The sequence below is a fragment of the Janthinobacterium rivuli genome (genome assembly GCF_009208735.1).
Lineage (GTDB): Bacteria > Pseudomonadota > Gammaproteobacteria > Burkholderiales > Burkholderiaceae_D > Janthinobacterium.
Window position 1 is genome coordinate 217,554 of sequence record NZ_WFLJ01000010.1, and the last position, 21,618, is coordinate 239,171.

The 21,618-nt window shown below is 63.6% G+C and carries 15 protein-coding genes; 1 reads left to right on the plus strand and 14 read right to left on the minus strand.

Features of this window, described 5'->3' with window-relative positions; genetic code table 11:
* The first annotated feature begins 429 nt into the window (after positions 1–429).
* A complete protein-coding gene (locus tag GCN78_RS15550) occupies positions 430–3,126 on the plus strand; it encodes a TonB-dependent receptor (RefSeq protein WP_152252498.1) in 2,697 nt (898 codons plus the stop codon).
* A 72-nt stretch (positions 3,127–3,198) separates the two neighbouring features.
* Here GCN78_RS15550 and GCN78_RS15555 read toward each other — a convergent pair whose 3' ends face one another.
* From GCN78_RS15555 to aspT (GCN78_RS15620), 14 genes are all read right to left on the minus strand, one after another.
* Positions 3,199–4,290 carry an AAA family ATPase gene (locus GCN78_RS15555; RefSeq protein WP_152252499.1) on the minus strand — a complete coding sequence of 364 codons (1,092 nt, stop codon included), beginning with the start codon at positions 4,288–4,290 and terminating at the stop codon, positions 3,199–3,201.
* Positions 4,287–5,666: a phenylacetate--CoA ligase family protein gene (locus tag GCN78_RS15560; protein ID WP_152252500.1), complete on the minus strand. Its 1,380-nt coding sequence runs from the start codon at positions 5,664–5,666 to the stop codon at positions 4,287–4,289. Before GCN78_RS15560 ends, GCN78_RS15555 begins: the two co-directional genes overlap by 4 nt.
* Positions 5,663–6,256 (minus strand): hypothetical protein, encoded by a 594-nt coding sequence (locus GCN78_RS15565; RefSeq protein WP_152252501.1) that lies wholly within the window; start codon positions 6,254–6,256, stop codon positions 5,663–5,665. The genes GCN78_RS15560 and GCN78_RS15565 overlap by 4 nt, the downstream gene beginning before the upstream one ends.
* A 1-nt stretch (position 6,257) precedes the next feature.
* Positions 6,258–8,036, minus strand: a complete 1,779-nt coding sequence (locus GCN78_RS15570) for a vWA domain-containing protein (protein ID WP_152252502.1) — start codon at positions 8,034–8,036, stop codon at positions 6,258–6,260.
* Complete coding sequence (locus GCN78_RS15575) at positions 8,033–9,004, minus strand: hypothetical protein (RefSeq protein ID WP_152252503.1); 972 nt, start codon at positions 9,002–9,004, stop codon at positions 8,033–8,035. The genes GCN78_RS15570 and GCN78_RS15575 overlap by 4 nt, the downstream gene beginning before the upstream one ends.
* Positions 9,005–9,013: 9 nt before the next feature.
* A complete protein-coding gene (locus GCN78_RS15580; protein ID WP_152252504.1) occupies positions 9,014–9,487 on the minus strand; it encodes a hypothetical protein in 474 nt (157 codons plus the stop codon).
* Positions 9,484–11,064, minus strand: a complete 1,581-nt coding sequence (locus GCN78_RS15585) for an AAA family ATPase (protein ID WP_152252505.1) — start codon at positions 11,062–11,064, stop codon at positions 9,484–9,486. Before GCN78_RS15585 ends, GCN78_RS15580 begins: the two co-directional genes overlap by 4 nt.
* 120 nt (positions 11,065–11,184) lie before the next feature.
* The gene (locus tag GCN78_RS15590; RefSeq protein ID WP_152252506.1) at positions 11,185–12,336 is read right to left on the minus strand and encodes an ABC transporter permease; all 1,152 of its coding nucleotides are present in this window, start codon (positions 12,334–12,336) and stop codon (positions 11,185–11,187) included.
* Positions 12,333–13,514, minus strand: coding sequence for an ABC transporter permease (locus GCN78_RS15595; RefSeq protein ID WP_152252507.1), 1,182 nt, complete (start codon positions 13,512–13,514; stop codon positions 12,333–12,335). Before GCN78_RS15595 ends, GCN78_RS15590 begins: the two co-directional genes overlap by 4 nt.
* Positions 13,515–13,520: 6 nt before the next feature.
* Positions 13,521–14,495: an HlyD family secretion protein gene (locus GCN78_RS15600; protein ID WP_152252508.1), complete on the minus strand. Its 975-nt coding sequence runs from the start codon at positions 14,493–14,495 to the stop codon at positions 13,521–13,523.
* Positions 14,495–15,907, minus strand: coding sequence for a TolC family protein (locus tag GCN78_RS15605; RefSeq protein ID WP_226939655.1), 1,413 nt, complete (start codon positions 15,905–15,907; stop codon positions 14,495–14,497). Before GCN78_RS15605 ends, GCN78_RS15600 begins: the two co-directional genes overlap by 1 nt.
* 177 nt (positions 15,908–16,084) lie before the next feature.
* On the minus strand, positions 16,085–17,695 hold the full coding sequence (locus tag GCN78_RS15610; RefSeq protein ID WP_152252509.1) for a bifunctional aspartate transaminase/aspartate 4-decarboxylase: 1,611 nt from the start codon (positions 17,693–17,695) through the stop codon (positions 16,085–16,087).
* A gap of 57 nt (positions 17,696–17,752) precedes the next feature.
* The gene (gene aspT / locus GCN78_RS15615) at positions 17,753–19,441 is read right to left on the minus strand and encodes an aspartate-alanine antiporter (protein WP_152252510.1); all 1,689 of its coding nucleotides are present in this window, start codon (positions 19,439–19,441) and stop codon (positions 17,753–17,755) included.
* Between the two features lie 56 nt (positions 19,442–19,497).
* Positions 19,498–21,180 (minus strand): aspartate-alanine antiporter, encoded by a 1,683-nt coding sequence (aspT, locus tag GCN78_RS15620; RefSeq protein ID WP_152252511.1) that lies wholly within the window; start codon positions 21,178–21,180, stop codon positions 19,498–19,500.
* Between the last annotated feature and the right edge of the window lie 438 nt (positions 21,181–21,618).

Genomic DNA, 21,618 nt, shown 5'->3' on the forward strand with positions numbered 1-21,618 from the left:
GCGCATTCGGCCTGGCCACGGGCTATACATCCAGACCCGAAATATTTCCTTAATGCAATTTTCGCTTGGACCACCTTCGTGGCAAACCTACCCGCCAAGCGAAATCTGTCGCCCCGATTTTTTCGTTCCCCGGATGCCACGCTGGGTCTGACGCCCGGCAAACCAAGCGAGGAATTCATAGATACCGAGAAATATTGCCTAGATACACATTGTTTCCGTTGTTTATTGGCAACATTATGTAAAACGCACCCAGAGCGAAGTTGTATAGTTAACTAAGCCTTATGGAAAAGACTAGCTAAAGTCAATCCATGAGCTTGTCGGCAAAAAAGACGCAACAATAATTTCAGTACCGGACCGTTCAATGACACCGGTGGCTTGAATTTTGTTGTTTATTAAAAGCAATCAATTGTTTACTAGGGCTCGGAGAATATGATTTTTCAAGAAAAAAAGAGCGTTCATGCGGTTAAAATCGCACTGAGCGTCATGGCAGGAAGCATTCTCATCGCCAGTCAAGTGCAAGCGCAGCAAGCCGACGTCGCCAACGATAAAATGCAGCGCGTCGTCGTCACCGGTTCCAATATTTCGCGCGTCGACATGGAAGGCCCGACTCCCATCGAGGTCGTCAAGCGCGCCGACATCGCCAAGTCCGGTGCCTCCACCGTGATCGAATTGTTAAGCAAACTGCCATCGATTTCCGTCTCTCTCGACGGCAACGATAGCGCCACCTTCGCCTCCGGTGCCTCTTCGGCCGCGCTGCGTGGTCTCGACTCCAAGTACACGCTGATTTTGTTGAATGGCCGCCGCCTGGCCAACTACGGCTTCGCGATCGGTGCGGAGAATTCCTTCGTTGACTTGAACAGCCTGCCTTTGTCGGCCATCGAATCGGTGGAAATCCTGCGCGATGGCGCTTCGGCCATTTATGGCTCCGACGCCGTCGCTGGCGTGATCAACTTCAAGACCCGCACCAACTACCAGGGCATAGAGGGGACCGCCAACATCGGCGCCAACCAGCAGGGCGACGGCCAGACCGGCAACGTCAGCCTGACCTCGGGTTGGGGCGATTTGGAGAAGGATGGACGCAACCTGCTGTTGACGCTGGACTTGTACCGCCGCAATCCGCTGATGTCGGACAAGCATTCGAATCTGGCCGCGCACGATTTCCGCAAGTTCGGCGGCTCCGACAACCGCAAGACCAACGAATACATGGGCTGGATCCGCAACCAGAGCAGTGGCGACAAGGGTTATGTGATCCCCGGTTGTCAGGGCACCGTGGGCGTCTCGAGCACCGGAGACAATGTCTGCTTCACCAATCCCGCTACGCACCTGACGCCAAAGCAGGAGCGCGCCGGTATTTCTTCCATTTTCACGCAGCGCCTCAACAGCAGCGACGAATTGTTCCTGGAAGCCGCTTACACCCAGAACTCGTCTACCTTTATCGGCAATTCCCCCAACTTTAGCAGCGCCAACTACAAGACGGCCGGTTCGACCAACCCAGGTCTGGCGACGCTGCCGGACGGCAGCGATGGCAGCGTGAACGGCTTCATGCCTGGCGATCTGGTGCAGGTTTTCCGCAGCGTCTACGAGGCCGGCAACCGGACCTCGAAGGTCACCAGCAAGACCACGCGCGTGGTCGGCGGCTGGCGCGGTACGCTGGGCAAATGGGATAGCGAAGGCGCAATCAGCCTGAACCAGAACAAGCTGAGCGACGACGCCGACAAGCAAGCGCTGTTGGACAAGTCGACGGCAGCCTTGCAAGCCGGCTTGCTGGGCAAAGCGGGTGGCTACGATCCGTTTGTCTTGAATAATCCGGAAAGCGCCTACTTGCCTTTCCTGACAACAACTTCGCACCGCTCAACCTCCAAGCTGAGCAGCGCCGAATGGAAGATGAGCACGCCTGAATTGTTCACGCTGGGCGGCGAATCCGTTGGCTTCGCCTGGGGCCTGCAGGGCAGCCACGAGTCGATCGACGACGTTGCCGACCCACAGATGAAAGCGGGCAACATCGTCAACTTCGGCGCGACCAGCAGCAAGGCCAGCCGTACGGTGTATTCCATGTACGGAGAATTAAACGTACCGATCGCTAAGCAGATTGAAATGCAATTGGCGCTGCGCGGCGACCATTACAGCGATTTCGGCAATTCCTACAACCCGAAAGTGGCGCTCGCATGGCGTCCTAACCAGCAAGTGATGTTGCGCGGTTCGGCCACGACCTCGTTCAAGGCGCCGACGCTGCCGGAGATCGCTTCGACCACCACCGCCTACGCCACCGTGGCCGACTGGGCGCGTTGCGGGCCGTTGGGTTACACGGGCGTGCAATGCTCCTACGGTCCCAAGGTTTACCTGTCCGGCAATCCTGATCTGAAGGCGGAAAAGGCGAAGAACTTCTCCTTGGGTATCGTCTTGCAGCCGATCAAGGACCTGTCCGCATCGCTGGATTGGTATAGCGTGCGTCAAAAGGACACCATCCAGACGCTCGATGCGCAGTACGTGCTGGATCATGAAGACACGATTCCCGGCTTCGCTGAACTGATCGGCCGCGATCCGCGCAATCCCGTGCTGGAAGCGGCTAATCCCGGTTTGAACAAAGGCCGTATCAAGGACATGAAACTGCCGTTCCAAAACGTTGGCAAGACGAATGTCGCAGGCCTGGATCTGGATGTGAAGTACTCATTCAAAGTGGGTGAATACGGCACGTTGAAATTGCGCGAGTCCAATAGCTACAATTTGAAGTACGAGCAAAGCATCTCGCCGGGCAGCGAGCCGACCGACCGTCGGGACGGCATTTACCATCCAAAATGGTCGAACACGCTGCGTATCGGCTTCGAGCGTAACGACAGCGAAGTGGCCCTGACCGCCCGTACCCGCTCCAGCACGAAGAATATTGACGATCCGACGAAACTGCAGGACGCCGCCATTACCAACAAGCGTATTGGCGCGTACACGGCGTGGGACATGAATGTCCACTTCAAGCCGGTCAAAGACCTGGATGTGAGTTTCGGCGTCAACAATATGTTCGATAAAGGTACCGTGTACTCGAACAGTGCGTATGTCGATAACTATGTCAATGCGATGAACGATATCGTCGGCCGCTATATTTACTTGAACGCACGCTACAAGTTTAAATAATCGCTGATTTCACATGGCAGTCCCCGCACTGCCATCGCTGACCATCCTCGCCAGCGCGCCAATGCCGTTCAGTTAAGACTGGACGGCATTTCTTTTGTCTGCCACCTGGCCAGCACCCTGCATGGTCAGGAAGCGCGGCGCCAGCACTTGCGCCACCTGCCTGACCCTGTCAGTCACCGCCCCTGACACATGGACAAAGGCGATCCCCCGCCGCGCCAGTTCGTCCCTGTACCACGCATGCTGGCGCGCGCGGAAGTCCTCGTCGCGGCGCGTGCCGTCCTGGATGAAGGGGAAATCGGGGGCGCACAGCAGCACCAGGTCGTAGCGGTGTTCGGCCAGCCGCGCCAGCTCCGGCTCCGCCTTGCCGAACATCTCGACGCAGTAGAAATACGTCGTCATGGGCGAGGTATCGCAAAACAGCCAGCGCCGCGCCTGTGCGGCAGCGGCAGCTTCACGCTTGAGCTGCTCCCGGCCGATCTTCAGCAGATCATCATAAGCCAGCACGCCATCCTGGCTTTCCCACAGTTCGCGGCCATATTCGGCCACCCATTCCGTCTCGAAATGGCGCGCCAGCGCCTGCGTCAAGGTCGTCTTGCCGCTCGATTCGCCACCGAGCACGCACACGCGCATGACGAAATCGGCGCGCACAATGGGCGACAGGAAGGCGCTGTGCGCCTGCGGGTCTTGCCTTACCCGCGTTCCGGAAACGGGCACCAGCGCTCTCGCCTGGTCCACGCTCGCGTGCGCCACCGGCCCGCGCGCGTAATGGCGTTGCAGCACCTGGGCAAAGCCGGGGCCGTAGTCTTCGCTGGTGAACACGGCATCGACGGGCAGCGCCAGCACCGTCCAGCACAGCCAGCCCATGAAATGACGATGGACGTCGCCATCGTCATCGTTGTGCGGCAAAATCCGCGCCGGCATGCCGCGCGCCGCGCACAGGGCGGCCAGGCGCGCATCGTCCAGCACCACGATCGAAGCCTGGGGAAATTGCGCGCGCAGCCACCGTTCCCGGCGCGCCGGCTCATAGCCGGGAAATTCGGGCTTGGTGTAGCTGACCAGCAGCAGTTCTTCGCAAGCGTCTTGCGCACGCTTGATCAACAATTCATGGCCCCGGTGCAGCGGGCAAAATTTACCGACCACGAGGCCGCGTTTATAAAGGTTCATGCCACTGCTTCCCGCAAATCCGAGGTGTATTGAATGATCTTGTCTTCCGCCAGCAAGGTCTCGACCGTGATGGCGCCGAAAAAAGGCGCGAGCAAGGCGCGCGCCCGGTCCGCCTGCGGCATGGCGTTCGGCGCCAGGCGCAGCGCGATGGCGCCATCGCCATGCTGGTGCACGCCGAACAGGGCGATGGCCAGCGGTTTCAAGGCGTGCGTGATGTCGATATTGTTGATCCACTCGCCGTTCATCGTCCTGTAGCGCAGCGGACTGCGCCCGGCCAGCCCCACCAGCACGGGGCCATGCGGGCCATGCGCCAGCGACGCGTAATCGCCCGTGCGGTAGCGCACCAGGGGCAGGCAAAAGTTAAAACCGCCCGTCACCGTGATTTCGCCGCGCACCCCATCGGCCACGGGCTGGCCGCGGCTATCGAGGATTTCCACGTACAGCCGATGCTGCAGCAGCACGTGGCCGCCCGCCTGCTCATCGAAGACGGCCACCGGCCCCACCTCATTGAGCGAATAGATGTCGAGCACGGGACAGCCGAAACGCGCTTCCAGGCGCGCGCGCATGCCGGGCAACAGCATCATCGAGACGGACATCAGCGCGGACGGCTTGTGCGTCATCGGCAGAGTCAGCAACTCGGCAAACGAGATGGGATCGCCCGCGATCAGTTCGGGCGCCATGGCGTCGAGGTAGCGCGCGCGGTCGTCCGGGTGGCGCCAGTCGTCCGGGTGCAGGTTGATCTTCGCCAGGCCCGATTCGTTCATCGTGGGGGTGACGGAAACGTAGGTAAAGCAGCGGCGCTGGTGCCCCAGCAGCATCACGCCCACCTGCCCCGCGCCATGGCGCAGGGTCACGCCGAAGCGGCGCAGCGCGCGCTTGTGGAAGGCCAGGTAGCGCCCCGCCACCAGCGGGTGCGAGGCGATCAGCAAAGGGTGGCCCGTGGTGCCCGTGGTCTGGAAATTGATCATGCGCGCCAGATCCGCATCGTCGGGCACGAAGGCGGCGATGTCGTGCGCCAGCTCGGCGCGGCTGATGGGTGCCACGTCCGCCAGGCGGGCGGGCGGTGAACCGCAGGCGCGGTAATGCGGCACCGTGGCGTAGACCGTCTGGAGAAAATCCGCCAGCCAGGGCGGCGGCGCGGCATCGCTCCAGCCGATCGCCGCCGCCATGACTTCCTGCTCATACGCGCGCAAGGCCGCCACTTCCCCGGCCAGCAGCTTGTTGCCGCTGCGGTTGCGGTATACGGGGGCGCAAGGGTGGCTGCGCAAGTGCTCCAGCATGCGGCTGCCCGTTTGCGTCAGGGTGGGACAGTAGTCGCGGTCCGATTCCCAGGCGCCGCCAGGCAGATTGACGTCAGGCTTGCCAGCGAGCGTCATTCGCGCGACCACTTGTCGGCCGATTCCTCGGCCGCCTTCTTCGCCAGCGCCTCGCGGATTTCCCGCGCGCGCTGCTCGGCCAGGCGGCTCGCTTCGAGCAGGCGGCGCCGTTCCGTGCCGCTGATGGCGGACAGCCTGTCCGTGGCCTGCGCCACGCTTTCGTCCTGCGGCCGGAATCCCAGCCTTGCCAGCACGATGCGCGCCAGTTCCTCGCGCCGCTCGGGGTCTTGCGTGAACTGGTGGGCGGGCGTGGCGGCAGCCAGTTCGCGTGCCGCCTCGCCCAGCACCTGCAGCAAGGCTGCTTGCGGCAGCTGCTGCCCGATGAACCAGTCGTCGGCCAGCAGCCAGCACAGGATCATGGCCAGCGCCAGCCGGTTGCGGTCGGCCTTCACCTGCGCGCCAACAAACCCCTGCAAGGACGCGGCCGGCGCGCGCGCGCCATGCAGCAGCAAAATGTCGTTGACCAGCGCGGCAACCGCCACGGCCTGCGCGTTGGCGACGCCGGCGATGCGCGGCTCGGCGAGGAATTCGACGGGCGTGTCGGCCAGGCGGTGGGTTAATCGTTCGAGGTGGGGACCGGGAGTGTGCATATCATGATTGTATATAGTGGCGACGGCTGAACGCCCGCGCAAAGTCCAGCAAGTCCTCGTAGCGCTCGACGGCGTGGATATCCCAGCCCTGTTCGCGGCGCGCGCGCTTCAAATCGTCATAGGTCTGCTGCAGCCATTTGTGGGTCGGCGCGCCATCCCAGTCGCGCTCGAGGTTCAAAGCCATGGTGCCGCCCGCGCCGCCCTGCGCCAGCGCCTTGGCGGAAATATCCCAGCCGCTGTTGCCCAGCTCATCCTTGTCGAACATGGTGGTGATGCCATCGTCGGAGATCATCAGGATGTGCGCGGGCCGTTCGCGTTTGGCCGCATACGTCTGGCGCAGGCGGTGGATGGGGAAGCAGGTGCCGCCGCCAAAGAATTCCGTCAGCACGCCCAGGATCATGTCTTCATCGCGCACGAAACCCGGCGTCTGCATCACCTCGTTCTTGCCGCTCCACAGGGTCACCTGCACCTTCGCGCCGGCGCGCAGCGCGGACAAGGCGATGACGGCGCCGGCCAGTGTCAAAAACGAGGTGTGCGCCTGCGGGTTCGGCATGGAACCGGAACTGTCCACGTACATGTCGAGGTCGACGGGCACGGCGTCGATGGCACGCGCCGGTTCGCGGCCATACACGCGGCGCACGGTGGTCACGCCGGGCACGGGGCGCGGCGACTGCATCACGGACTGCAGCCAGTCGATTTCTTCCAGTGGATCGCCGATCTCCCACGCTTCCAGCCCTTCCATCTGCGGCTCCTGGGATTCGGGCGCAGGGCGGCTGGGGAACGCCACCAGATGCGGCAAGGCGCGCTCGCGGTAGTAGCGGATGGCGATTTCATGGTCGCTCAGGTCCACGCCCGAGGCCTTCAAGATGTCGCCCAGCTCGAACGGTTCGCGCAGCTGGCCGCCGCCGCTCCCGGCCGGCGCCTGGGCCTGCGGCTCCTCGCCGTCGAGGCCCGAGATGCGCTTGTCGTGCACGGGGTGGATGGCGCCGCCCTCCTCGTCATCCTCGATCTGCTGCGCGCCATACGTCTGGCAGCCACGGGCCGCGTCGCGCGTATCCTGCAGGTAGCGGCTTGGGTCAAGACTGTCACCCAGCGCGTCCGTATCCTCGACCAGGTAAGGCAGCAGCAAGGTGGCGAAACGGCCCGCCGCCAGCATCCAGTCGTTCGCGTACACGCGTATCAGGCGCGCGCCCAGCCAGGCATCCGTGTCCAGGCGTTCGTCGGCACTGCCTCCTCCAAGCTCGCCCTTTTCCAGCTGCCACAGGTTTTCATAGATGCGCATGTACAGCGTCCATACGCCGCCGCCTTTGGCGTCGGCTTGCGCCGTGCGCCCCTGCTGCAGTTTGCGGTAGATGTCGGCCATGCGCAAATTCGCCTGGCGCTGCAGGCGGTCGTTGATGAACAGGTCCGTGTACAGGTTGGCCACCATCGGCGCGTGCTGCTCCAGGGTGGGCAAGGCGCGGCGCATGCGCGCCAGCAGCCGGAACTGGTCACTGGCGCTGCCCGGTGCGAGGATATGGTGGCCGATTTCATGGGCGAGTACTTCCAGCGCATAGTCGTCCAGACCCAGCTCCGTCACCAGCGGCAAGTCCACCACGACGCTCTGGTCCAGCAAACGGATCATGGCGAAGCTGCCGGACAAGCCCTGCTCGCTGGCCTCGACACGGCTGGCGCACAGGCTCGGGTCGCGCAGGCGCGTAAATTTGCTCCACACGGCCAGGGCTTCGGGCCAGGCGGCGCGCCAGGCGTCGATCAGCGCGGTGTCGGCGACTTTATTCATGCGAGCGGCAGCAAACGGATCGCGTGCGTCCACGGTGACGTGATGGCCAGCGTATGCGCATTCGCGGCAAGCGCGATGTCGCCGGCCGGCAGGTCGAGCGCGATGCTGCGCGCGCCGATATGCAGGGTCGCGCCCTCGAGCCGCACGGCCGCCGGCATGCCGGTTTGCGCCTGCTCGAACTCCTGCGCCGTGGCGCTGTGCAGCACGGCGCCATAGGCGTCGGCCACCAGCAGGTAATGGCGCTCGGCGCTGCGCACGACAAATCCTTCCTTTGTCGCGCGCACCTGCGGCGGCGTGCCGAAGGCGCCACCCAGGCCAGTAAAAGAACCGAAGTCCCTGCCCTCGACGTTGCCGCGCCACGGATAGTCCATGAGCTGCGCATGCACCTGCGGCCAGTGCGCGCCCGGCTCGCCAAAGGCGGCCAGCGCCAACGCTGGCGGCAAGGTGTCGGCGGCGGCCAGCGCACCCTGGCGGAAATGCGCGACGCCGGCGCGCCAGGCCAGCACCTGGCCCACGGCGCGCAGCTGCGCGACGCTGCCGACTTGCGGCGCCACGGCGGCCATCCCGGCCTGCCACTGCGCGGGACGCGCGCCCGCCACGGCGCCAAGGTGGATGGCGGCGTTGCTCAGCATGCCCAGCACGTCGACGGGGGCCGTCGCCAGCAGTGGCGCAAACGATGGCGCCAGCTCGCGCCAGACGGTATTGAGGAAGGGATTCTTCGCGGCCGGGCCGGCCAGGCCATGGCCCACCAGTTCCAGTGCCATGTCGTAGGCGGCCAGGGTCGCGCCGCCCGCCCGCTCGGGCGCGGCGGCGGCCACGGCCGCCACCAGCGGATCGACGCCGTCTTGCAAAAAGGTGCCGAAGGCGGCCATATCGAGCGAGGGAAAGCGGCGGCGCGCTTCGGCCGCGCGCGCATTGAACTGGGCGCGGCCGCCGGCGAGTATCGAGGCAAAGGCATGAGAGATCATCGCCACGCCTCAATCGCTGTGCGAAAAGTGCAGCAGATAGCGTTCATCCCCCAGCTCGAACGCGATCTCGTCCCAGTGGATCGCGTACCAGAAACCGGAAGGCGGCGTCATCGTCACGGCGTACAGGGAAAAACCGCCCAGCGCCTCATCGAGCGATTCGAGGAAGGCGGCCACCAGTTGCGCGCGAAAGCGCCCGGGTGGCGCCGCCTGCATGTGCCGCGACGAGAAAAACCAGCGCTGGCACACCTGCTCCAGGTGCGCGCGCGCGCACGGCGCCGCATTGATGCGCCACAAGGCGGCCGGCAAGTCGCGTGCCGGAGCGATCACGTTCAAGGCATAATCCTCCACGCGCAGACCCAGCGCCGTGACAAGGTCCGGCGCATCGGGCAGACGTGATAATTCGTAGCTCGCGCACAGGTCGCTCGCCTCGCCATTGAGCATGGCCAGCGCTTCCAGGAAGCCATGACAGTGCGGCACGCTCATTGCGAACGCAGCCAGCTGCGGTAATTCGTATAGCGCTGATGCAGGTACTTGAGTTTCAGTAAATCATCATACAGGGGGCCATACAGTTTTCTCCCCTTCGTGCGTTCGCCGATCAGCTTTTCGATGCGGTTCAGGCGCGCCAGGGTTTCGCGCTCGCTGACGCCATCGAGGCCCAGGTCGAATTCGGCGGACAGCACGCCGACGGGATCGTCGCGGTCCAGGTCCAGGCGGTTGAATTCATCGTTCGACAAATCGAACAGGCGGCGCAGCCAGCCCAGCCTGTCGCTGCGGTAGGCGGCGTTTTCCGGCAGCGCGAAAAATGGCGCGTCCGGGTCCGGCTGCAGCTTGTTATGCAGGACGAAGGGCAGCACCTGGCGCAAGTCTTCCAGCGCCACCTCGCCATTGCCGCGGAAGTAAGCCATGGCCTTGGCGTAGATCAAGAGCGCCATCAGGGTACGCACCGAGATGCCATTCAAGGTCTGGCAACCGAGGTCCTTCAGACGGTCGCGCCCATTGTCGGCCGCCTGCGCCGCTCCCCGGTCGGCGCCGGCCAGGCGGGCCGTATCCTTGGTCATGTATTCGAACTGGCCGCCGGCCGTCTCGAACAGCTCGAACTGGCTGGCGAAAAATTCCAGGCGGCGCCGCACGGGCTCCGGCACGGCCACCTGGCGTATCGCCTCGCCGATCTGGTCCACTTCCGCTTCCGTGAAGATGATCTCGGGCGGCACCAGCTCTTCGGGGCGCACGTTTTCTTCCACGCGCAGCAGCAACTCGTTCAGGAAGCGCGGATTGAAGGCCAGCGCCTGCACCGTCACGTCGACCCGGTCGCGCAGCGCTTCGATCACCTGGTAGGTGCCGCCGCCCTGGTCGTCGTTGGCCGTCAGATACCAGGCCGCTTCCGGGCATTCGTAAATATGGTTCAGCACTTCCGCGTAATTGTCGCCCATCACGGTGAGCAGCGCGCTTTGCGTGCGCGTGGGGATGCGGTTGTATTCATCGACGATCTTCACGCGCATGCCCAGCCAGGCGCGCCAGGCGATGCGGATATCGTCCATGCTTTGCGCGTTCACGAGATCCGCCGGCAGCGGATTGCCGAGCAAGTCGGCCACCGTCATCTGCGGGTGGCCGTGCTGCATGGCGCGCTTGACTTCCTTGACGGTGGAGCCGGCCAGCACGCCCATCAACAGGGCGCTGGCCGTCTTGCCCCGCCCCGGCCCGCCGACGAACAGGCATTTGCGGCGCGTGGCGAAGGTCAGCAGCGGCAGCAAAATAAAGCTGGAATAGCTTTGCGCCGACGGCAAATTCAGGGTGCGCCGGCTGTCGCCCACGGCATAGGTCTGCGACGGGCCGTCGTTGTACTCGATGTCGTAATGGGGGCTGATGATGGCGTGGTTGACGATCCAGAAGTATGCCTGGCGCAGCTTTTCATCGAAGGGCCGCGCTTGCGCCTCGCCTTCCGCTCCCAGCGCGATGGGGCCCTGGTACAGGTCCGCCACATCGAACTGCCGCGCGGCGGGCGCGGACTTGGGTTTGGTGGGGGCTTGTGAAAGACGCTGGAACAAATTGAAGGCGGACATGGTGATTCTCAGAAAGGCAGCGAGTCAAACCCTAAGCCAAGGACTGGGGTCGGACCCTGAGGGTCCGACCCCGGCATTTCGCCGGGGTTACGGAAACGAAATTATTGCATATCGTTCCCACTACGCCTTGTTCAAATCAACAAGCGTTTCATCCAGTTTGCGCCAACGCCACCAGCCCAGCGCCACGCAAGCCAGCAGCAAGGCCAGCAAACCCGCCACTTCATGGCGGATTTCATACAGCGAGGCGCCCATCTGGTTGAGCGCGACGAAGCCCTGGATGCCGGCCGTCGACGGCAGCAGCCAGCGCAGCCATTGCAGCACGACGGGCATGGACGACACGGGCCAGGTCAGGCCAGCGAGAAACAGCACCGGCATCGAGGTGGCGATCATCAGCTGCGTGCCCCGTTCGCGCGTGCGAAACAGCATGCCCAGCAGCATGCCAAAGGCCGCTTCCGCCAGAGAGAACAGCACCAGCAGCACCAGCATGCCGCCAAAGTTGCCGCCACGGGGGTAATCCTGGAACCAGAAGACGAAGCCGAAGAAATAGCAGCAGTTCAGGAAGGCCACGCAGGCGAACGCCAGCAGCATGCCCATATACCCACCCGCCGTGCGCTTGCCCGCCAGCGGGAAGCTCTTGCGCTGGTACCAGGTGCCGAACAGCATGGTCATGCCGATCAGCAAGGTCTGCTGCACGATCAAGGTCGCCACGCCCGGCACGACATACGCGCCATAGCCTTCCTTGACGTTAAACAGGGGCACGGCGTCGAAGGCGATGGGCGAGCGCTGCTGGTTGGCCTGGATGGTCGATGGCGTGCCCGCGCCCAAACGCTTGAGCTCAATGCCGGCCGACACCGTGCCCACCACTTCGGCCAGCCCGTTCAAGGCCACCTTGTTCAGCATCAAATACAAGCCATTGCCCGCCACCTGCGCGTGCGCGGCGCGGCCGGCCAGCACGTCCGTCTGCAAGCCGTCGGGAATAATCAATACGCCCATGACCTGGTCGCGCCACAGCAAATCTTGTGCGACGGGCAAGTCCGGCGTGACGGCCACGACCTGCAACGAAGGATGGGCCATGGCAAAGCGCGTCAACTGGCGCGACATGGCGCTGCGGTCCTGGTCGACGACGGCCACGGGCACGCGCTGGACGATTTCCGTCGAATACGGCAAAGGATAGAAGAACGAGTAGATGATGCCGCCGATGAACAGCAAGGTCAGCGCGCCCTTGTCCGTCAGCATGGCGCGCCAGGTGGCGAGAAAGGCGGGCCACATCATGCGCGTCCCCAGGCGGCGGGCGCATTCGCGCGGCGCGCCAGCAGGAAAACGCCCACGGCGCCGCAGCCGATGGCAAAGCCGGCCAGTATCAGCATTTCCTGTACGCCATAGCGCCACGGCGCGCCGGCCAGCCAGTATTTCGTTTGCAGCTGCAGATAATGCGTGAGCGGCAAGGCTTCCGCCCAGGCGCGTGCCGGCGCCGGCATGGACATCAAGGGAAAGGCCTGGCCCGCAAAGGCAAAGGCCGGCGCCGTGATGAAGGCCGCGCCCGACAGGGCCAGGCGCAGGGACAAGGTGGCGGCGATCAGCAAGGTGGCCAGGCCGCAATAGGCCAGCACCAGCAGCAGCATGCTCAGCAGCAAGGCCGGCAAGCTGCCCGCCACGGCCCAGCCCCGCGCCATGCTGAAGAACAGCAAGTACAACAGCGCCAGCGCGCAATAGGCGACGAGGGGAAACAGCAGCTTGGCGCCCACGGCGCGCAGCCAGCTGTCATGGGCCGAGGCCAGCCATTGCGGTACCGTGCCGTCACGCAACTCGCGTCCGATGGAGGTGACGACGGCGACGACGATGAATATCTGCAGCATGGCCGGCATCAGGGCCAACGTCAAGAACGCTTCATAGCTGGTGTTTTCATTGTATAAGCTGTTCAAGGTCGTGCGGATCGGTTCGAACTGGGCCGCCGCCTGCACGCCCGACATGCCCTTTTTCACGCGCGCCGTCATCTCGATGCCGGCCGACAAGGTCGTGCTGACCGTGCGCACGTCGCGCAGCAAGGCCCCCGCGTGCGAGGAAAACTGCGCGTTGTACAGCCATTGCACGGTGGCTTGCCGGCCGCCCAGCAATTGCTTTTCAAAATCTCCAGGAATGACCAGATAGCCAAACGCCGTGCGTTCGCGCAGCCGATGCAGGGCGTCGTCGCTGGAAGCGACCTTGGCCGCCACGGCAATGCCGGGCGAGGCGTCGAGCCAGCGCGTGAGCTGGCGCGACAGGGTGGAGTTGTCATTGTCGATGACGACGATGGGCAAGTCGCGCGCGATGCCGGCGGAAAAAACCAGCCACAGCATGCCGCACAGCACCACCGGAATCCAGCTGAGCATGCCGACATCCCAGAAGTCGCCGCGCAAGCGCCGCCACTCGCGCGCCAGCGCTGAAACCGGCTCTTTATCCGCTACGCTCATCTGCTATCAGAGCGGTGGAAACACGACCGACATGCCTGGGCGCAAACCATCGACCTTGATGGCGGGACGCAAGCGGATTTCAAACGTGCGCAAATCCGTGCCGCCCGGACGGGCCGCGCGCCACGTGGCGAAGTCCGGCAGCACGGCCACGGAGCTGACCTTGAAGCTCACTTGCTGTTTCAGCGCCGGCACGTTGGCCGTATGCGTGCTGCCCATGGCAAACGCCGCCATCTCGTCTTCGCGCACCTGCAGCACGGCCCAGGCGTCATCGAGATTCACCAGCGTGATCACGGGGAAACCTTGCGGCGCCAGTTCGCCCGGCTGGATCTGGATCTTGCTGACCTGCCCGGCCACGGGTGCGGCGATCTTCGTTTCCGCCAGCGCGATCTGCGCTTCCGTCAGCACGGCGCCCACCTGGCGCGCCTGGGCGGCGGCGGCCGTCTTGTCTTCGGGACGGGCGCCCTTTTGCGCCATGTCATATTGTGCGCGGGCCGCTTGCGCCAGCTGGTCGGCGGCGCGCCACTGCGCCTGCGCCTCGTCACGTTTCTGCTGGGCGATCACACCTTGCTCGTACATATTGTTGACGCGGGTATACGTGGTCTTGGCGATGGTGGCCCCCGTTTGCGCCCGTTCCCAGTTCGCTTTCGCGGCACGGACTTCTTCCGGCCGCGCGCCCGCTTCCGCCTTCTTTGCCACGGCATCGGCCGCTTGCGTGGCGGCCGTCGCTTGCGCGATCTTCGCATCCACTTCCGGGCTCGTCAGCTGGAACAGCACTTGCCCTTTCGGCACCGTCTGGCCCAGCTTGACGTACAGCTCGGCCACCCGGCCCGGCACTTTCGACGAGACATTGACTTCCTGCGCATCCATCTGCCCCTGCAGAGGCAGGCGCTGCGGCTGGAAGGCCTGGTACAAGCCCCAGCCGACGAAGCCCAGGACGATGATGGCGGCGGCGATGGCCAAGGGTTTTTTGGAGGTGCTCATTATTGGGTGTCCACAGGTAATTGGATATCGGCCGCGGCCGCCAGGCTGCCCAGGCGCTGCGTCTCGCCCGTCGCTTCCAGCAATTGCGCCAGCCCCATCACATAGTTATAGGCCGTCTGCGCGCGCTGCGTTTCCACCTTGGCCAGGTTCAGGCGCGCGTCGACCACTTCCAGCGACGTCACCTGCCCTTGCTGGAAGGCCACCGTTTGCAAGCGGATATTTTCGCGCGCCAGTTCCACCGACGAGGCCGTGGACAAATACTGGATGCGGGCGTTTTCCAGCGCGCGCCAGTTCTTTTCGATCAGGGTGGGAATGTCGCGCTCGGCCTGGCGCGCCACCACTTCCACGCGCTCCTGGTCCAGCTTGGCGGCGGCGATCATCTTGCCCGTATTGATGCGGTGCACGAGGGGCACGGACACGACCAGGCCGATGGCCCAGTTCGAGCGCACGAGCTTTTCGCTGCCGCGGTTCAAATTGTAGTTACCGATGGCAAACACGGTGGGCGCGTATTCCTTGCCATGCAGCTTCAAGGCCTGTTCTGCCTGCACGCGCTTGCTGTCGATCTTTTTCCAGTTCGCGTTTTCGCGCATGCCCGTGCTGATGAACGATTGCAAGGTACCCACCGGCAAGCTGTTGACGAACAACGGCGTGCTGGGCAGCACTTGGGTATTGACGGCAAGCAAACGATCAAGCGCCACCTGGGCGATTTCCTCGTCGCTGCGCGCCTGCGCCTCGTCGCTGCGGGCGCTGTCCAGCGCCACGTCGGCGCGCAGGCGTTCCGCGCGCGAAATCAGGCCGCCCTTTTCCAGCTTGGCCGCGTCGCGCTGGTGCTGCGTCACGCCGGCCGTCACTTCGGCCCGCACGGCCACCACGCGCTTGGCCAGCAGCAGCTGGAAATAGCGCTGCGCCACCAGGGTGGCCAGCTGCTCTTCCGCTTCCGTGTGCTCCGCCTGCGCGGCCAGGGTCAGGCTGGAAGCGAGTCCCTTGACGGCGTCCAGGCGCCCGCCCGTGTAGATGGGCCACATGCCCAGCAAGCCGAACGAGGTCAGATCCGTCACCACTTCGCGGTTCAGGGAATTGGGAATGTGTGGCGTGGGCAAGCCGGGAATCGGCGGCAGCACGGATTCGATGCCGCCCACCACGCCCGACAAACCGCTCGTATCGATACTCAAGTCCGTCGACAATCGGCCGCGAAACGCCGTCAAGTCCACGGAAGGGCCATCGATATTCGACAAGGCTTCGGCTTTCAGTGTTTTGGCGCGCACGTCGAGCGCGGCGCCCTGCACGGTGCCAGACGCCTTGGCCGCCTGCTGCAGCGCTTCGTTGAATGTCAGCGGTTCCGCCACGGCGGGCAGAGCCGCGCCCAGCGCGCCCGCCAGCAATAATGATAAGTGTCCTTGCAATCTGCCCATGTAGCGTCCAGTCAATGAATGAGGGGAAAGCACGGGGTTGCCATGTTTATACTTTCACAATAGCAATTATATCCACGGATGTCCATTCCAGCCTGCACTATTGGTTACCGGAGCCGACACATAAAAACGGGCGCCTCTTGCGGGGCGCCCGTTGCTGTCAAGCAGTTGGCCAGCTAATTACTTCTTGGCCTTTTTACTCCCCTTCTCTTTTTCCTTTTCAAACACGGCAAAGAACTCGGACGCCATGTTGCGGATGGCGCGGCCGATGTTGGCGTAATCGTATTCGTTCAGGTTGGCCAGCGACACGCGGCCGGACGGATGCGTGGTGCCGAAGCCGCGCCCCGGCAGCAGGATGACGCCCGTTTCCTCGGCCAGACGGAACAGCGCTTCGTTCGGCTTGAGTTTTTTCAGCAGCCACTGCGAAAACTCCACGCCATGCATTTGTGCGGCCAGCGATTCCATGTCCAGCAGGTGGTAGTAGCGCACGGAATTGGCGTCGTGCACCATCGGCAAGCCCAGTTCGCGGTACAGCGCCTGCTTGCGGCGCAGCACGATGCGTTTCATCGACTGCTTGTACTTTTGCTCTTCATCCATCAGCGAGAACAGCGAGAACAAGGTCATCTGCGCCTGCACGGGCGTGGACAGGCCGGCCGTGTGGTTCAGCGCCACCGTGCGGCTGTCGGCCACCAGGCGGTCGATGAATTTCAGCTGGCGCGGCTCCGTGGTGATCGAGTGATAGCGCGCATCGAGCTGCTTCTTGATGGTTTCCGGCAACTTGGCGATCTTGTCGTCGAGCACATTGTTTTCATGCGTGGCCACCACGCCCATGCGCCAGCCCGTCGCGCCGAAGTATTTCGAGAACGAATACACGAGGATGGTGTTGAACGGGCAAATGGCGAACAGCGAGACGAAATTGTCGGCGAAGGTGCCATACACGTCATCGGTCAGGATGATCAGGTCCGGGCGCTTCTTGATGATCTTGGCGATGTATTCCAGGGTCTCGTCATCGATCTTGACGGACGGCGGATTGCTGGGGTTGACGAGGAAGAAGGCTTTGACTTTCGGATCGAGCAGCTTGTCCAGCTCCTTCTTGGTGAATTGCCAGTTGTTCGATTGCGGCGCATCGATGTGCACGGTATTCAGCTTGTAGTCGTTCATCTGGGGAATTTCGATGTAGGGCGTGAAGATCGGCATGCCCAGCGCGATCGTGTCGCCTTCCTGAATGATGTGGTTCGATTTCAGGCTGGCGAACAGATACGTCATCGCGGCCGTGCCGCCTTCGACGGCGTACATGTCGAAATTGCCGACAAACGGATGGTCGCCGATCATTTCGCGGTGGATATACTGGCCGACGATTTTCTCGGACAGGCGCAGCATGCGGTCCGGCACGGGATAGTTGCAGCCGAGAATGGCTTCGCACATCTCGTAGATGAAGTCGCCCGCGTCCAGGCCCAGCTGGTCGCGCACATACGACATGGCCGCCTCGATGAAATGCACGCCGGGGTTGCCTTCATGCTTGCGTACGAAGATTTCGAAGCGCGCCTCGATGCCTTCGCGCGTGGGGAAACCGCCCACGTCGTCCATGTAGACATAGGAACGCTCCGCTTCCGTCATGGCGAACTGGCCGAACTGGAAGAAGCCGTGGCGCGGCGTGGTGGCCAGGAAATTCGGATTGCCGCGGCCCGCATTGAGCATCAGCCGGTTGCTTTGCTTGGCCGTCTGGATCAGCGCATCTTTCAATTCGAAGGGGCTCAACAGGGCGAGTTTGCTTGGGTTACTGAAATCCATTTTTGCTACTCCTTATCAGACTGATCATTTTGAGGGTACTTGCACATACATGCAGACTCAGACGAAGGCCACAATCAGCGGCCCCAGCAAGGTCAGGAAAACGTTGGCCAAGGCATAGGTGATGGCGAACGGTACGGTGGGAATCGAGTTTTGCGCCGCGTTCAGCACTTCGCCGAACGCGGGATTGGCGCTGCGCGAACCGGACAAGGCGCCCGCGAAGATGGCGACGTTGTCATAACGCAAGATGTAGCGGCCGATCAGCATGGTCAGGATCATCGGCAGGATGGTCACCACCACGCCCACGCCAAACAGGGTCAGGCCATGTTCGCGCACGGTTTGCACGGCTTGCAGGCCGGACGTGAGACCGACGACGGCAACGAAGCCGGCCAGGCCCAGGTCTTTCAGGATTTGCACGGCGCCGCTGGGCATGTAGCCAAACGTCTGGCGCTTGGCGCGGAACCAGCCGAATACCAGGCCCGACAGCAGCACGCCGCCGCCGCTGCCCAGGGTCAGCGGAATCGAGCCGATGCGCGCCACCAGCAAGCCCACCAGCAGCCCGACGACGAGGCCGGCGCCCATGTAGACGAAGTCCGTCTTGGCGCTCGGCACGATCATGTAGCCGACTTCGGCCGCCACGCGCTTGACGTCCTGCTCGGCGCCATAGATGGTCACCACGTCGCCCGTCTGCACGACGGTTTCCGATTGCATGGGCAGGATCTTGCCCATGCGGCTCAGCTGGACGACAAAGATGCCGTGGCGCACGCCCGGCGCCGTCGCGCTGCGGATTTCGCCCACCGTCTTGTTGTGGTAAGCCTTGTTGGTCAGCACCATGTCGCGGCGCTGCATGACCAGCTCCATGCCTTCGACGGCATGCAATTCCTTGCCCAGCTGGGAAGAGACGCTGAGCATGGCTTCGCGCCGGCCCACCAGCAGCACGATATCGTCGGCCGCCAGCACCAGGTCCGGGCTGACGTCGATGATCTGGCCATTGCGTTTGACCCGCTCGATGGTGATGGCCGTGTTCGGATGGGCGCTTTCGATCTCCGCCACGGAGCGGCCGGCGCCCGGGCCCACGTCGTAGATGCGGCCGATCAGGTCGGGCGCGGCCGGCGTCTGGCCCGGCCCCAGCACCTGCACGCCCGCCTGCAGTGCCGTTTCCGCCTTGATCGCATCTTCGCGGATGGTGCGACCCATCAGCTTGGGCAAGATGTTGACGCAGACGATGATGGCGCCAAACGAGCCGAACACATACGTCACGGCATAGCCGACGGCCACGTTGCCCTGCAGGCGCGCCACCTCGTCGGCCGCCAGGCCCAGCTTGGTGATCGCGTCGCCCGCCGTGCCGATGATGGCCGACTGCGTCAAGCCGCCCGCCGCCACGCCGGCCGCCAGGCCCTTGTCCAGGCCAAAGACCTTGGCCAGGATGACCACCGTCAGCAGCGCCGTCACGGCCAGCACGACGGCCAGGATGATTTCGCGCACGGACTGGCGCCCCAGGGAATTGAAGAATTGCGGGCCGCTTTCATAGCCGACCGCGTAAATGAACAGGGCGAACAGCACCGACTTGACGCCGGGATCGATGGCGACGCCTACCTGGCTGACGAGGACCGCCACCAGCAGTGAACCGGCGACCCCGCCCAGCTGAAACGAGCCGAACTTGATCTTGCCGATGTAGTAGCCCACTGCCAGGGAGAGGAACAAGGCAATTTCAGGCGACTTCTTGAATAACTCATGCAACCATTCCATGCGGACCGCCTTTCGTGTTGAAGGAATTCTTTACTGCGTGTGCTCTTGCAAGCTGCTCATGCGTGGACGGAGCCGGCCAGGGCCACGATGAGCGGCCCCAGCAGAGGCAGCACCACGTTCGAAATCGCATACGTGATCGTGTAGCCGAGCAAGGGCGTGGAATTGCCGGCCGCGTTCTGCACGGCCGACAGGGCCGGCGTGCTGCACTGCTGGCCGGCGATGGCGCCCAGGAGCACGGGCGCTTCCAGCTTGAGGAAAAAGTGCCCGACGCACAGGGAAATCGACGCGGGGATGACGGCGATGAGCACGCCCATCAGCGGCAGCGACAGCCCGTACTGGCGGATCAGGTCGATCGCCTGCGGTCCCGACGCCAGGCCCACGCAGGCGATGAAGGTGGCCAGGCCGATATCCTTCATCATGTCGAGCGCGCTGGAGGGGATGCCCTGCATGCCCGGCTTGCGCGCCTGGTACCAGCCGAACACGAGGCCCGTCAGCAAGGCGCCGCCGCCCGTGCCCAGCGAAAAGGGAATGCCGCCCAGCTTGGCGGAAAAGCCGCCGATGTACACACCGAGCACGATGCCGATGCTGGCGTAGACGATATTGCTGCGGTCCCCGGTGGGCACGCGCTTGCCGATGGCGGCCAGCGCCGTGTTGAGCTCGCGCCCTTCCGTCGTGCCGTACAGGCGCAGCACGTCGTCGCGCTGCAGGGTCAGGTCGGGCAGCGGCGGCATGCTGTGTTCGCCACGCACGACGGCCGCCACGTGCACGCCGGAGGGCAAGGCCAGCTGGCGCAAGGGCTGGCCCACGAGGGCCGCCTGCTGCAACACCACTTCGACGGCCGAGACGGCCATGTTCAAGCCCGTCGTGTCGGCAAATTCCTCGCCCAGGATGGCTTCGGCCGCCACCAGCGCGGGACGGTGGCCGATCACCAGCACTTCGTCGTTGTTGCGCAGGCGCAGTGCGGGCTCCAGGGGCAAGACCTTGCCATGCCGGAGCACGCGCGTGATGCTGGCGCGGCCCGCGAAAATATGCTGCAAGGCATCGAGGCGGCGTCCCGCGCCGCGGCTGATGCGATAGGCGCGGCCCACCATTTCCGGCGTGGCCTGCACGCCATCACCATCGGTCTGCGCGCCGCCCATCTTTTCCCACAATTTATCGGCTTCCTCGCGCAGGTTGACGCGCAACAACAGCGGAAAAATCTGGCTGGTGGCGATGACGATGGCGATCAGGCCGAAGATGTACGTGATCGAATACGCGGTGACCACGTTGGCCTGCAATTCGGCGATGCGGGCCGCTGGCAAGGCCAGCTTGGAGATGGCGTCCGTGGCCGTGCCGACGACGGCCGATTCCGTCGCCGCGCCCGCCATCATGCCGGCCGCCGTGCCCTGGTCCAGGCCCAGGAAGCGCGTGGCCAGCAGCACCAGCGCCAGCACCACCACCACTTCGATCAGGCACAGCAGGCCCAGGCGCAAGCCCTTGGCGTTGAGGTTGGCAAAGAACTGGGGCCCCCCCGCATAGCCGAGGGCAAAGATGAACAGCATGAAGAAGACATTCTTGACGCTGGCGTCCAGAGTGATGCCCAGCTGGCCGATCAGCAGCGCGGCGATCAGGGTGCCGCACACGCCACCGAGCTGGATGGGGCCGAAGCGTATCTGCCCGACCGCATAGCCGAGCGCCAGCGCCAGAAACAGGGCCAACTCCGGCACCTGGTGCAATACCGACGTGATCGAATCGAGCATGGACGAACCTTCGAAAAGATAACGGATGGTTACGCGTTCATTGGCTGGCAGGCGCTGGCGGTTGAACGGGCGTACGGAGTCCCGCACAGCACGTGGCCTGGCGGCCTGTGCTGGGGAAATGTTGTCATTAGGAATTATGTTCGGTGAAAATTTTACAAGTGTCAACAGGTGTTCTGTTGAACTCGCTTTGCGTTTCATCAAACATCGTGCGCACGATTGAGGCGGCTATTTGACATAGCTCAACAATACTAATAGTAATGTTTTGGACGATACCAAAGTGCCTTGCGCGCCAGCGGCGTCTCCGGCCGCAAGCATGGATGAAGCAGCGCCAGCACATAGCCCCTTCCGTCCGGCGTCCGCATCGGCGATCACAATTGCGCTGCAGGGCACGCTTGTCGACGCTGACAGGGAAACTGTGTATAAAACAACAGCAGTTTC

Bases quoted from the DNA above. Each gene is read 5' to 3' on its own strand.
- GCN78_RS15550 (WP_152252498.1), top strand. From the start codon at position 430: ATGATTTTTCAAGAAAAAAAGAGCGTTCATGCGGTTAAAATCGCACTG.
- GCN78_RS15555 (WP_152252499.1), bottom strand. From the start codon at position 4,290: ATGAACCTTTATAAACGCGGCCTCGTGGTCGGTAAATTTTGCCCGCTG.
- GCN78_RS15560 (WP_152252500.1), bottom strand. From the start codon at position 5,666: ATGACGCTCGCTGGCAAGCCTGACGTCAATCTGCCTGGCGGCGCCTGG.
- GCN78_RS15565 (WP_152252501.1), bottom strand. From the start codon at position 6,256: ATGCACACTCCCGGTCCCCACCTCGAACGATTAACCCACCGCCTGGCC.
- GCN78_RS15570 (WP_152252502.1), bottom strand. From the start codon at position 8,036: ATGAATAAAGTCGCCGACACCGCGCTGATCGACGCCTGGCGCGCCGCC.
- GCN78_RS15575 (WP_152252503.1), bottom strand. From the start codon at position 9,004: ATGATCTCTCATGCCTTTGCCTCGATACTCGCCGGCGGCCGCGCCCAG.
- GCN78_RS15580 (WP_152252504.1), bottom strand. From the start codon at position 9,487: ATGAGCGTGCCGCACTGTCATGGCTTCCTGGAAGCGCTGGCCATGCTC.
- GCN78_RS15585 (WP_152252505.1), bottom strand. From the start codon at position 11,064: ATGTCCGCCTTCAATTTGTTCCAGCGTCTTTCACAAGCCCCCACCAAA.
- GCN78_RS15590 (WP_152252506.1), bottom strand. From the start codon at position 12,336: ATGATGTGGCCCGCCTTTCTCGCCACCTGGCGCGCCATGCTGACGGAC.
- GCN78_RS15595 (WP_152252507.1), bottom strand. From the start codon at position 13,514: ATGAGCGTAGCGGATAAAGAGCCGGTTTCAGCGCTGGCGCGCGAGTGG.
- GCN78_RS15600 (WP_152252508.1), bottom strand. From the start codon at position 14,495: ATGAGCACCTCCAAAAAACCCTTGGCCATCGCCGCCGCCATCATCGTC.
- GCN78_RS15605 (WP_226939655.1), bottom strand. From the start codon at position 15,907: ATGGGCAGATTGCAAGGACACTTATCATTATTGCTGGCGGGCGCGCTG.
- GCN78_RS15610 (WP_152252509.1), bottom strand. From the start codon at position 17,695: ATGGATTTCAGTAACCCAAGCAAACTCGCCCTGTTGAGCCCCTTCGAA.
- aspT (WP_152252510.1), bottom strand. From the start codon at position 19,441: ATGGAATGGTTGCATGAGTTATTCAAGAAGTCGCCTGAAATTGCCTTG.
- aspT (WP_152252511.1), bottom strand. From the start codon at position 21,180: ATGCTCGATTCGATCACGTCGGTATTGCACCAGGTGCCGGAGTTGGCC.